The following is an 11767-nucleotide window of genomic DNA, read 5'->3' on the forward strand; positions in this document are numbered from 1 at the left end:
CTTCCACGCGGGCTGGATGGTGGGCGCGGCCGGGGTGACGGCCTCCGCGCGAGCCAGCAGCGCGTGAAGTTGGGCGATGAGCACGGGCGGCTTCACCGGCTTGACCAGGTAGGCGTCCGGGACGGGCTGGTCCGCGGGCCCTTCCGTGCGAGGCGCATAGCCGCTGACGAAGATGACGGGGATGTGCTTGAGCGTGGGCTCGGAGCGGAAGTGGCCACAGAGTGCGTAGCCGTCCATTCCGTCCATATTCACATCGGAGATGAGCACATCGGGCGGGTGCGCCAGGGCCTGCTGAAGCCCCGACGCGCCGTCGGCCGCCGTGGTGCAGTCAAACTCGCCAGAGAGCAGGAGACGGAGCGTCTCCCGCATCGTCCACGAATTCTCGACGATGAGGACCTTCGGCTTCACGACACCCCGACTCTCAGGGAGGCAGCCGCCCGGCGGTGCCCGGTGCACACGCTCTCCCCCGGCGAAAGGCCCAGCATCACCCCACGGGCCAGCCGGGGCAAGAGGGGGTGCTCAGCACCCCTTGGGGCCGTGGGGTCCGTGGCGCGGCGCCTACTCCTCGGGAGGGGGGCTCACGAGGCCCTGACGCGAGACGGCGGAGTCGGGCTCCTCGTCGCCTCGGGCCTCCCTGTCCGGGACATCTTGGGACGTCCACTCCTCGCCGCGCTCCACGCGCGCCTCCCACGGCGTGTCGGCGTGGGGCGCCGCGTCGCCGTGCTCGTGGGCGAGGTGCCGGGAGGCGTCCGCCGCGCCACGGTCCTGCGCGTCCGCCACCTGCCCGCGGTTGCGCGGTTGGAAATTCTCTCCGGCGTGGAAGCCCGCCTGCTGGTCATCGCCAATGTCCCTGGGCCGCGCGTCCTGGGGGCCCTTGTCCTTCTTGCCAGCCATGGTGCCGTCTCCGTGGGTAGGGAGGGCGTGAGGTGCCGCCCCGTTCGCTTCAAGTTCAGAGCGGGCGGCCCCTGGGGCAACGACGCCAGGGCCCATTGATGGGAGGGCGGCCTAGCGAGGCGGAGGCGGCGCCTGCCGGGCCAGGGCCGGTCCCCTTCGCGACAGTTGTGCCACCACCTCCGCGAGCCCCGCGGTGGGCGCGGCGACGCGGCAGGCGGCCCCGCCGTGGACCAGCCCCACCACCTGCATGCGCGCGTCCACCAACGGCGCGCCGGAGTCTCCCGGCCGGCCCCGGATGGTGGTGAAGAGCGCGGCGGGCACCTCGGGAAGCGAAGGGCAGCGGCCCAGCCGTTCCAGCACGGCCTGCTGAGGTTCGTCGGGACGGTCATTGCGGCCCGCGAACACCAACTGTTCGCCCGGAGCGGGCAGGGCCTGGGCGACGTCCAGTGGACGCACCGGCGCTGGTGCGTCCAGGCGGAGGACGGCGATGTCCCGGCCCCGGTCCACGTGCACGGCGCTGCCGTCCATCCGGCGTCCGCCCAGGAAGGACAAGGGCACCCGCGTGTCCTCATTCCGGAGGCAGTGCGCGGCGGTGAGAATGTGCCGGCCGTCTTCCACCACCACGCCCGCGCAGTGGCCCGGCTCCAGCGTCACCGTCGCCGCCGCCACGTCGTCGAGGTCCGGCGGTGTCTCCTCTTCCGACGTGTGGCATGCCGTCAGCAGCAACGCCCCCACGCCCGCCCCCAGCCACGTCCTCCAGCCCGCGTCCCTCATCCGTCACCCTCGTGGCCCGCTCACCCGGCCGGCGCCTTCTCGAGGGAGGATGTGCACCCACGCGTCCGGGGCTTCGGGCAGGGCTGCCAGGCCGCCGTCCAGCCGAGGCCCCTGTTGTCAGGTGCTTGTCGCCTGGGGCCGCATGCGCGGTACGACACTCAACGCCGACACGGCACTGATGATGTGTGCCTGTCGCAAGGAAACGTGATATCCCATTAACTTCTGCATTTCGCTGACCCCGCCGGTTCCCCTTCGTGAGCGACGAGGAGAAGACAGCAGTCCTGGACGAGCGCAGCCGTCCTCCAAGTTCATGGGGGGACCGCATCCGCACGCCCATCACCCTGCCGGGAGCGCGCGCCGGGGAGCGCCGCTCGTTGGCCGTGGGCATGGTGGTGACGGGGCGCTACCGGGTGGAAGGGCTGCTGGGCGAAGGCGGCATGGGCCGCATCTGGCTGGCCACGGACCTGCACGAGCACCGCCGGGTGGCGCTCAAGGAGATGCAGGTCCCCGCGGGCCTGACGGCGGGCAAGACGGAGGAGCTGGTGCTGATGTTCCGGCACGAGTTCTTCGCCATGAAGAAGCTCCAGCACCCCGGCACCCTCAAGGTCTTCGACTGGGGCATGACGGAGGCCGGCAACCGCTTCATCACCATGGAGGTGGTGGACGGGCAGGACCTGAGCTCGCTGGGGCGTGAGTCGCCACTGGACACGCGCACGCTGTACCGCGTGCTCATCCAGATGTCCCAGGTCCTGGCCTTCCTGCACTCGCGGCTGTACGTGCACTGCGACATCAAGGCCAGCAACATCCGCATCACCAGCGCGGGCGCGGTGAAGCTGATGGACTTCGGCGTCATGCACCAGCTGGGCACCCCCAGCCCCGGCCGTCTCAAGGGCACGCTGGAGTACCTGGCGCCGGAGTGGCAGCGCGGCGCGAGCATCGACGGGCGCGCGGACCTCTATTCGCTGGGCGTCATGGCCTACTACCTGGTCACGCGCCGGCTGCCCTTCAAGCGCAACACCCCGGCGGCGCTCCTGGCGGACCACCTGACGCGGCCGCCGCCGAAGCCGTCCACGATTTGTCCGGTGGATCCGCAGCTGGAGGAGATCATCCTCCTGCTGTTGGCGAAGGATCCGCGCGAGCGCTTCCAGGACGCCAGCGAGCTGATGGAGGCGCTCTGCCACGCCAGCGGCGAGCCGATGCCGGAGGAGCCGCTGTCGGCGCGCGCCAGCTACCTGCACGTGCCGGAAGTGGTGGGCCGCGCCGCGGAGCTGGAAGCGCTGATGAACGGCCTGGCCGAGGCGGACTGGGGCCAGTCCCGCGCGGTGCTCATCGGCGCGCCCGCGGGCGTGGGCAAGACGCGGCTGCTCCAGGAGTTCGAGCTCCAGGCGAAGCTGGCGGAGCTGCCCTTCGGCCGGGGCCAGTGCCGCGCGGAGGGACAGGCGCCGCTGACGCCCATCGTCCAGGCGGTGCGGTGTCTGGTGCCGCTCACGCCCTCGGAGATGATGGAGCGCCTCGGGCCGAAGCTGCGGCAACTGCTCCCGGGCCTGACGCCGGACGCGGGCGAAGTGCACCCGGTGGCGGGCGAGGAGAAGCTGGCCTTCTTCGGCGCGCTGGCGGAGTGGGTGCAGGCGCTGGGCCGGCGGATGACGCTGGTGCTGTGCTTCGAGGACCTGCAGTGGGCCGACAGCGCCACGCTGGAGGTGCTCAACGTCCTCATCCGCGCGCTGTACGGCACGCGCGGCATGGTGGTGGGCACGTTCCGGAACGGCGAGCTGAGCCGCCTGAGCCTGGCCTTCCAGACGGTGGACGAGAAAATCACCACCCGCATGGACCTGGAGCCGCTGGCCGCCGAGCACGTGCGTACGCTGGTGGAGCTGGCGCTGCCGGGGCTGGCCGTGCCCGCGGCCTTCGTCACGCGGTTGCATGAGACCACGGGCGGCAATGCCTTCTTCGCCACCGAGTGCCTGCGCGCGCTGGTGGAGGAAGGCGCGCTGACGCGGGTGGGCGGCCGGTGGAGCGCCGTCGAGGGACTGGACACACGGCCGCTGCCCGCGAGCATCCACGACGCGGTGCTCGCGCGCCTGGGCAGTGCTCCGGCGGAGCAGGTGTCGCTGCTGCGCCAGTTGGCGCCCGCGGGCCGCAGCCTGGAGCTGCCCATGCTCCGCGCGCTGGCGGAGCTGCCCGAGTCCGAGCTGTTCGCGGTGCTGGACGGCATCGTGGAGCGGCAGTTCCTCCAGGAGGTGGAGGGCCGCTACGTCTTCACGCACGACACCGTGCACCAGGCCGTCTACGACAGCACGCCCGAGGATGCGCGGCGCGTGGCGCACGGCCGCGTGGCGCTGGCGCTCCAGACGCTGCACTCGTCGCGGCCGGAGCTGTCGCGCACGGTGGGGTGGCACTACCTGCGCTCGTCGGAGCCGGAGCTGGCCATTGGCCCGCTGCTGGACGCGGGACGGGCCGCCATCGAGGCGCAGGCGCTGCTGGAAGCGACGCTGCTGCTGAAGGAAGCGGCGATGCTGCTGGAGGCCGCGCCGGACTTCCCGGGACGTGACAGGCTGCTCTTGCGCATCTGGGTGACGATGGTGGAGGTGGGCTATTCGAGCGACCCGCCCACCTCGCTCGTCTTCGCGCGGAAGCTGAGCGCCCATTGGGCCTCCACGGTGGACCTGGTGGACGGGCGAACGCAGGCGGTGGCCGCGCTGGAGGCCGCGTGCGCCGCGCCCGAAGCGGAGCGTCCCGCGCGCCTGAAGGCGTTGTTCCGCGAGCGGGAGGCGGACACGTTCGCCAGCACCGCGGACGTCTTCTGGAAGCAGGCCGAGCTGCGCATCCTCCAGGCCATGGCGCTGGCCAGCGTGGGCCGCACGGAGGAGCTGACGGCGCTGCTGGAGCGCGTGCGGGCCGAGCAGCCGGAGGTGTCGCCCTACCGCGCCGCGGTGCAACTGGCGCCTGCCCAGTTGTGTGCCTACACGGGCCGCTTCTCCGGCGTGCTGGAGACGCAGTACGAGCAACTGAACCGGCTTCGCGGGCTGTGCGAGGTGATGGGCCGGCTGCCCAAGCGCCTGGCGTGGGCGCTGGGCATGGGTGGCTTCACGATGAACATGAACCTGGCGCTGCGCGGCGAGCCGCTGGACGCGCAGGCGCTGCGCGACGGGTACGCCGTGGCGGAGGCCCATGGGTTCACGGATGTGCGCGGCTTCCATCTGTTCGCGGTGGTGACGCGCGCGGCCTTCACGGGCGACGGCGCGGCGTTCGTCCCGGCCTTCACGGAGAAGACGGAGCTGGTGCGGCGGCTGGGCAACCCCCGGTTGATGGAGCGCAACCTGGCCCTCTTCACACCGCCGTACTACCTGGAGCGCGGCGAGCACGAGCACGTGGCCGCGGTGGTGGCCCGCGCCGAGGCGCTGGCGCGGGTGCTGCCGGAGGACCGGTGGCTCCAGTGTCACCTGCGGGTGTATCAGGCCTGCCGCGACGTGCTCTTCGAGGATGCGGGCGCGGCGCGCCGCTCACTTCCCGCGGCCCTTGCCGCCGCGCGCGAGGGCGGCGTGCGCATGGAGACGCTGCTGCGCGTCTACCAGTCCCGCTTCGAACGGGAGCAGGGCAACCTGGTGGCGGCGCAGGACGCGGCGGAGGCGGCGCTGGCGCGGGCCACGGACCCGGTGCTGGCCAATCCGTGGGATGAAATCCTCTCCCGCCGGGCGCTGGCGGCGCTGCTGCCCGGTGAGGAGGGCCTGACGCACCTGCGCCGGGCGCTCGCGCTGGCGGAGCTGACGGGCAACGTGCTCCAGGTGGGGCTGGTGCGGCTGGCGCTCGCGGAGCGCGCGCGGGACGCGGAGTCCTCGGTGGTGGCGCTGGAGGCGGCCGAGGCGGCCTTCATGGATGCCCGGGCCTCCAGCCTGCTGGCCCTGGCCAGCTCCCTGCGGGGGGCGCTCCAGCGCCGGGCCGGGGAGCTGCGTCAGAGCGCCTGATGTGACGCTGGAAAGTCGACGGGACTGTGTCCTCACGGCCCGGACGCGGGGCGTTAGACTCGGGCCATGGCCCCGACCCCACTGCGGTTCCTGCTGGATTTCATCTCGCCGTATGCCTACCTGGCCTGGACGCGCCTGCCGGCGCTCGCCGCGCGCCATGGCCGCACCGTGGAGCCGGTGCCCGTGCTGCTCGCGGGGGTGCTCAACGCGACGGGAAACATCGGTCCCGCGGAGGTCGTGCCCAAGCGGGCCTACATCTTCAAGCAGACCTTCCGCATCGCCCATGACCTTGGCGTGCCCTTCGCGCCGCCACCGACGCATCCCTTCAACCCGCTGCTCGCGCTGCGAGTGACGGCCGCCGTGGATGACGTGGAGGCCCGGAGCCGGCTGGTGAGCGCCCTGTATGTCTCCGCCTGGGGCGGCGGGAAGGGGGCGGAGTCGCCCGAGGCCGTGGGCGCGGCGATTCAGGCAGCGGGGCTGGACGCCCAGGCGCTGCTCGCGGCGGCCCAGACGCAGGAGGTGAAGGACCGGGTCCGGCGGAACACCGAGGCGGCGGTGGCCGCCGGGGCCTTTGGCGTGCCCACCTATCTGGCGGACGGCGAGCTGTTCTTCGGCGTGGACTCGCTGGGGCACCTGGAGCAGTTCCTGCGCGGCGAAGACCCGCTCACCCCGGCGGACGTCGAGCGCTGGCGCACGCTGCCAGCCAGCGCGTCCCGGCGCTGAAGCCAGCGCACGCGGGCGCCGCTTTCCGCTAGGGTCCCGGAGTCATGGTCTCCGGTCGGCCCGCCTTGTTGACCTCCCTCGTTCGGCTCCTCGCGCCCGTGGCGTGGGGGGCAATGCACCTGGAGGTCCTCCCTTCATGAACGTCCTCGCCGAGTTGGGCATCGCCGTCGCCGGCCTGGTGCTGGCGCTCGTGCTGCTGTCCATGAATCTGTGGCGCAGCATCCTCTTCCTCTTCCCGTCCAGCGTGCGGGTGGAGCCTGAGGCGCCCGCGGACCAGATGGATTTGCCCCTGGAGCTGTCGGGGCGCGCCAACCAGCTCCAGGCGCTGGGGTTCGTGCCGCTGGGCAGCCACGAGGAGAAACCGCGCCTCCAGCGCGCCACGCGCTCCTACGATTGGGCCCACCCGGGTGAGTGCGTCTTCGCCACGCTCCACGAGGGGCAGGGCGGCGCGCCCCGGCTGTACCTCCTCACGCCCCTGGCCTCCGGGGGCTTCGTCATCACCGCGGACTACCGGCGCCCGGCGCTGGAGGTGCCCGGCGTCTACCTGGCGGGTTCACTGGAGGACGCTCCGCCCGACCGCCTGCTGCGCGCGCACCTGCGCCGCCTGGACGGGTTGCAGCCCGCCGGGGATTTCACCTGGGAAGGCAGGGTGGCAGCCGGGCGTTCCTGGTACCAGGGGCTCGGTCGCAAGGAAATCCGGAAACAGAACCTTCAAGGTTTGTTGTGGACCGTCATCGCGCTTGCCATCGTCGCCAGCGCCTTTTTCGGGCCGCGCGCGCCCTAGGGCCGCCCGTCCCACACGTCACGACGTCACGGCGCGCGTGCACCGCGCGCCCCATGAGAGTAGGTAGACGACCACCATGAAGAGCGTGTCCAAGAACGAGGAAATCTACTTCCTGTCCGGCAAGCGCACCCCGTTCGGTACCTACGGGGGAAGCCTGAAGGACCTCAGTGCCACCGACCTCGCCGTGGAGTCGGCGAAGGCCGCGCTGGCCCAGGCGAAGGTGTCTCCGGAAGACGTCCAGCACGTCGTCTACGGCAACGTGGTGCAGACCAGCGCGGACGCCATCTACCTGCCGCGCCACGTGGGCCTGCGCACCGGCGTGCCCGTCCCCGTGCCCGCGCTGGGCGTCAACCGGCTGTGCGGCTCCGGCTTCCAGGCCTTCATCACGGCGGCGGAGCTGATGCTCACCGAGCAGGCCGCCGTCGTGCTGGCCGGTGGCACCGAGTCCATGAGCCAGGCCCCCCACGTCATCCGCGGCGCCCGCTGGGGCCTGCCACTGGGCAAGGGCAGCCTGGAGGACATGCTGTGGACGGCCCTCACCGACAGCTACACCGGCCAGCCGATGGCGCTCACCGCCGAGCAGCTCGCGGTGGACTACTCGCTCACGCAGGACCAGGTGGACGAGTACGCCGTCCTCACCCAGAAGCGCTTCGCCGCCGCGCAGGAGGCGGGCCGCTTCCAGGATGAAATCGCCCCCGTCACGCTGAAGACGAAGAAGGGGGAGACGGTGGTGTCCCGGGACGAGCACAACCGCCCGGAGACGTCGGTGGAGAGCCTGCGCAAGCTGCCCAAGGTCTTCAAGAAGGACGGCGTGGTGCACGCGGGCGCGGCCAGCGGCATCTGCGACGGCGCCGGCTCCATGGTGATGGCCACCGGCAGCTTCGTGAAGAAGCACGGCCTGCAGCCCATTGGCCGGCTCGTCAACTGGGGCGTCTCCGGCTGCGACCCGAAAATCATGGGTATCGGCCCCGCGCCGGCCATCCGCCAGCTGCTGGAGCGCGCCCAGTGTCAGCTGTCGGACATCGACCTCTTCGAGGTCAACGAGGCCTTCGCGCCGCAGTACCTGGCGGTGGAGAAGGAGCTGGGGCTGCCCCGCGAGCGCACCAACGTCAACGGTGGCGCCATCGCCGTGGGGCACCCGCTGGGGGCTTCCGGCGCGCGCATCACCACCACGCTGGTGTACGAGCTGAAGCGTCGCGGCGCCCGCTATGGTATCGGGTCCGCCTGCATCGGTGGCGGCCAGGGCATCGCGGTGCTCGTCGAGGCGCTCTGATGGCACAGGACTTCCAACCAGGACGCGAGATGAGCAACGAGGTGGACGCGAAGACGGCGCGTGAGCGGGCCAAGGCCATCGCGGAGCAGCGCCGCGCCGAGCGTCGCAACCGCAAGCGCAAGTGCGTGGTGTGCAGCGTGGAGGAGAGCGACAAGACGCCCCTGACGGCACACCCCGAAGGCATTGGCCCGGCCTGCAAGGACGAGGTCACCTGCCTGTCGCGCAAGGCCGCCAGCGGCCGGTGACGTTCCAGCCCCCGGGCCCGCGCGCTCCGTGCGAGGCTCGGGAGCCCACCTCCCGGGTGGGGTGCCAGGACGCGCAAGGGCCGGATTGTCGGGCCCGATTCTTGATGGCGGAATCGTCTCGGGGTAAACGTCCAGAATCTCTGGTTTATGACGAGGGTCGGAATGGGCGTTATCAGCTTCACGGGCGTCAAGGTGTTCTCCACCACGCTCGCGCGTGACCGCGAGAACATGGGTGAGAACATCACCAAGTGGCTCAAGGAGAACTCCAACCTCGAGGTGGTCGACCGGGTGGTGACGCAGTCCTCCGACAAGGAGTTCCACTGCTTGACCATCACGCTCTTCTACAAGCCGAAGGCCTGATTGGCCGCGAGGCAGTTGACGAAGCGTGGGTGTTCGAGGGCGCTTTCCCCGGTGTCGGGGATGGGCGCCCTTCGTCATTTGGGGTTGCGAAGCGAGCGGTGTTCCACCACCTTTGGACGGCTCTGAGCAACGAGAGGATGGTGTACTGAATGCGACCGATGAGGAGCTTCGGAGGCGGGGGCGGCGGCATGGGACTGCCCGGCCTGGAGACCACGGCGTCCAAGTTGGCGGTGGCGCTGGTGGCGGGCTCCGTGATGTTCCATCTCACGAAGTCGCAGTCGGGTGGTTTGCTGCTGCTGTTCCCGGACCTGGTGTTCGGCAAGCTCTACCTGTGGCAGCCGCTGACGTATGCCTTCATCGAGTCCAGCCCCATCGGCATCATCTTCGGCGCCATCATCACCTGGTCCATTGGCGGCTACCTGGAGTCCATCTGGGGCAGCAGGCGCCTGTTGATGGTGGCGCTGGGCATCGCGGTGAGCGCGGGCCTCATCACCTCGCTGCTGGCCATGCTGGTGCCCGGCGCGACGGTGCAGGCGTACGCGGGCGGCAACGTCATGACGTCGGTGCTCTGGGTGTCCTACGGACTCTCCATTGGCCGGGGACAGACGAACTTCTGGGGTCTGCCGCTGTCGGGCAACGCGCTGGCGGGCATCGGTGCGGGCTTCGTCGTCCTGTCGGCCGTCACCAGTGGCTGGCAGACGCAGGTGCCGGACCTGCTGGGCCTCTGCATGGCGTTCGCCTACGTGCGCGGGGCCAGCCCGCGCAAGCTGTGGCTGCACCTGCAGCACTGGCGGCTGCAGCGTCAGTTGAAGGGCCGCTCCAAGCACCTGCAGGTGGTGCGGCAGGACCGGCCGGACCGGGACCAGTACCTCAACTGACGCCGGGCCCTTCGCGACTCAGTGGGCCGCCTCCGGGTGGCCGTACTGCTTGAGCTTGCGGTAGAGCGTCGCCACGCCGATGTCGAGCTGCTCGGCGGTGCGCGCGCGGTTGCCGCCGTTCTGCGCCAGCACCGCCAGGATGTAGTGCTTCTCCATGTCCTCCAGCCGCTGCGGATTGCCGGTGGGCACCAGGCTGGGAGGCGCGGCGCGGACCTCCTCCGGCAGGTCCTCCCGCTCCACCCGAGTGCCCTCGCACAGCGCCACCGCGCGCTCCACGGCGTTGCTCAGCTCACGCACGTTGCCGGGCCACGCATAGCGCAGCAACTGGTCCGCCGCGTCCGGGGACAGGCCGGATACCCTGCGGCCCAGGCGCTCCGCGGCCTCGGCGAGCAGCAGCCGCGCCAGGGGGAGCACGTCGTCGCGGCGCTCGCGCAGCGGCGGAATCTTCAGCTCGATGACGCGCAGCCGGTAGTAGAGGTCCTGACGGAAGCGCCCCTGGCGGACCTCCTCCGCGAGGTCGCGGTTGGTGGCGGCCACCAGCCGCACGTCCACCTTGCGGCTGGTGTTCTCACCCACGCGGCGCACCTCGCGCTCCTGCAGCACGCGCAGCAGCTTGGCCTGCATGGACGGTGGCACCTCGCCCACTTCATCCAGGAAGAGGGTGCCGCCATGGGCCGCTTCGAAGAGGCCGGCCCTGTCGTGGGTGGCGCCGGTGAAGGCGCCGCGCGCGTGGCCGAACAGCTCGCTCTCCAGCAGGCTCTCCGTGACGGCGGCGCAGTTGACGGCGACGAAGGCCGTGTGCGCGCGGCCTGACTCGTCATGGATGAGGCGGGCGATGCGCTCCTTGCCCACGCCGCTCTCGCCCGTGACGAGCACCGTGGAGTCCACCTTCGCCACCCTTCGCGCCAGGTTGATGATCCGCTGCATCGCCTCCGAGCGCGCCACCATGCCCGCCGGGTCCTCCGTCACGCCCGCGCGCGCCAGCGACTGCCGCTTCGCGCGCAGCTTGCGCTCCGCCTGCCGCAGCGCCTCCGTCACCTGCGCCAACATGCCTTCCATGCACTGGGTTTCATAGAGGCGCAGCACCTCCGTGCACTCAGTGCTCCACTCCTCGGCGGGACGGCCCACGTAGTGGCAGGCCGCGTCTCCCTTGCCCACGCAGCGCAGCTCCGTGCCGTAGATGGGCTTGCCGTTGACGTAGCTCATGTAGCCGGACGCGAAGCCGGTGAGGCTCCAGCACACCGGCTGGTCGGACTGGCCCAGGTGCAGCAGGTGCTGCTCGGCTTCATAGGAGTCGTGCCACTGCGCTTCGGCGAAGGGCTCCGGGCCTTCGTCCGCGCGGCGCTGGACGGGCTCCACCCGGACCTGTCCCTGGAGGGTGTGCAGCCGCCCGCCGGCACGGCGCCACAGGGATTCGTCCTTCCAGGGAACCGCGCCCTTCATCGCTTCGGCTGTACGCCAGCCGTGCGCGTAGCCCAGGCGCGTGAAGGTGCCGCGCGCCGCCGTCATCCCCATCAGCTTGATGAGCTCCTTGCGAAGCAGCCCCAGCGCCACCGGGTCCATCAGCAGCACGCGCTGGCCTCCGAAGTGGATGAGTCCACCCCCCGGGTCGAACGACAGCAGCTCACTCAAGTCCAGCTCGAAACGGCCACCCACGCTGTAGGACTCCTTCCAAAATGAGTGGAGTCTCTATCGTTTTGAGAGGCCCGTTGCACGGAAGGTTTAGGGGGCGGAGCAAATCCAATAGGTTGGAGTTTTGGGTGTCGTGGTCTTCCGGTTGCATTAGAAGGCGGCCGTCATGGGCGACGAACTCGACAGACGCGTGGTGCTTCAAGGCGCGGCGGCGGCCGGGGTGGTGGGTGTGCTGGGGG

Annotated in this window: 11 protein-coding genes; 7 read left to right on the forward strand and 4 right to left on the reverse strand. The window is 70.9% G+C overall.

Features of this window, described 5'->3' with window-relative positions:
* From FMQ63_RS35750 to FMQ63_RS35760, 3 genes are all read right to left on the reverse strand, one after another.
* The coding region (locus FMQ63_RS35750) for a response regulator (protein WP_141276984.1) at positions 1-456 on the reverse strand (456 nt) is incomplete at its 3' end.
* Between the two features lie 102 nt (positions 457-558).
* Complete coding sequence (locus FMQ63_RS35755; protein WP_225888097.1) at positions 559-894, reverse strand: hypothetical protein; 336 nt, start codon at positions 892-894, stop codon at positions 559-561.
* Between the two features lie 111 nt (positions 895-1005).
* Positions 1006-1668, reverse strand: a complete 663-nt coding sequence (locus tag FMQ63_RS35760) for a serine protease (protein ID WP_011555838.1) — start codon at positions 1666-1668, stop codon at positions 1006-1008.
* 380 nt (positions 1669-2048) lie between these two features.
* Here FMQ63_RS35760 and FMQ63_RS35765 point away from each other — a divergent pair, with 380 nt between their 5' ends.
* The 7 genes from FMQ63_RS35765 (at position 2049) to FMQ63_RS35795 (ending at position 9896) form a co-directional block, all read left to right on the forward strand.
* Complete coding sequence (locus FMQ63_RS35765; RefSeq protein ID WP_011555837.1) at positions 2049-5633, forward strand: protein kinase; 3585 nt, start codon at positions 2049-2051, stop codon at positions 5631-5633.
* A 66-nt stretch (positions 5634-5699) separates the two neighbouring features.
* Entirely contained in the window at positions 5700-6356 is a 657-nt protein-coding gene (locus tag FMQ63_RS35770; protein ID WP_011555836.1) for a 2-hydroxychromene-2-carboxylate isomerase, read from the forward strand.
* 136 nt (positions 6357-6492) lie between these two features.
* Complete coding sequence (locus FMQ63_RS35775; protein ID WP_026113801.1) at positions 6493-7140, forward strand: hypothetical protein; 648 nt, start codon at positions 6493-6495, stop codon at positions 7138-7140.
* 76 nt (positions 7141-7216) lie between these two features.
* Positions 7217-8413 carry an acetyl-CoA C-acetyltransferase gene (locus FMQ63_RS35780; RefSeq protein ID WP_011555834.1) on the forward strand — a complete coding sequence of 399 codons (1197 nt, stop codon included), beginning with the start codon at positions 7217-7219 and terminating at the stop codon, positions 8411-8413.
* Positions 8414-8442: 29 nt separating this feature from the next.
* Positions 8443-8658, forward strand: coding sequence for a hypothetical protein (locus tag FMQ63_RS35785; protein ID WP_026113800.1), 216 nt, complete (start codon positions 8443-8445; stop codon positions 8656-8658).
* 162 nt (positions 8659-8820) lie between these two features.
* The gene (locus FMQ63_RS35790) at positions 8821-9018 is read left to right on the forward strand and encodes a hypothetical protein (protein WP_013938428.1); all 198 of its coding nucleotides are present in this window, start codon (positions 8821-8823) and stop codon (positions 9016-9018) included.
* 149 nt (positions 9019-9167) lie between these two features.
* The gene (locus FMQ63_RS35795; RefSeq protein ID WP_011555831.1) at positions 9168-9896 is read left to right on the forward strand and encodes a rhomboid family intramembrane serine protease; all 729 of its coding nucleotides are present in this window, start codon (positions 9168-9170) and stop codon (positions 9894-9896) included.
* A gap of 18 nt (positions 9897-9914) precedes the next feature.
* Here FMQ63_RS35795 and FMQ63_RS35800 read toward each other — a convergent pair whose 3' ends face one another.
* Positions 9915-11552 (reverse strand): sigma-54-dependent Fis family transcriptional regulator, encoded by a 1638-nt coding sequence (locus tag FMQ63_RS35800; protein ID WP_011555830.1) that lies wholly within the window; start codon positions 11550-11552, stop codon positions 9915-9917.
* Between the last annotated feature and the right edge of the window lie 215 nt (positions 11553-11767).

Origin of the sequence: Myxococcus sp. CA005, from assembly GCF_006518205.1 — a bacterium.
GTDB lineage: Bacteria > Myxococcota > Myxococcia > Myxococcales > Myxococcaceae > Myxococcus > Myxococcus xanthus.

Coding starts and splice junctions, on each gene's coding strand:
- FMQ63_RS35785 (WP_026113800.1), top strand. CDS start 8,443: ATGAGCAACGAGGTGGACGCGAAGACGGCGCGTGAGCGGGCCAAGGCC.
- FMQ63_RS35755 (WP_225888097.1), bottom strand. CDS start 894: ATGGCTGGCAAGAAGGACAAGGGCCCCCAGGACGCGCGGCCCAGGGAC.
- FMQ63_RS35795 (WP_011555831.1), top strand. CDS start 9,168: ATGCGACCGATGAGGAGCTTCGGAGGCGGGGGCGGCGGCATGGGACTG.
- FMQ63_RS35775 (WP_026113801.1), top strand. CDS start 6,493: ATGAACGTCCTCGCCGAGTTGGGCATCGCCGTCGCCGGCCTGGTGCTG.
- FMQ63_RS35780 (WP_011555834.1), top strand. CDS start 7,217: ATGAAGAGCGTGTCCAAGAACGAGGAAATCTACTTCCTGTCCGGCAAG.
- FMQ63_RS35790 (WP_013938428.1), top strand. CDS start 8,821: ATGGGCGTTATCAGCTTCACGGGCGTCAAGGTGTTCTCCACCACGCTC.
- FMQ63_RS35770 (WP_011555836.1), top strand. CDS start 5,700: ATGGCCCCGACCCCACTGCGGTTCCTGCTGGATTTCATCTCGCCGTAT.
- FMQ63_RS35760 (WP_011555838.1), bottom strand. CDS start 1,668: ATGAGGGACGCGGGCTGGAGGACGTGGCTGGGGGCGGGCGTGGGGGCG.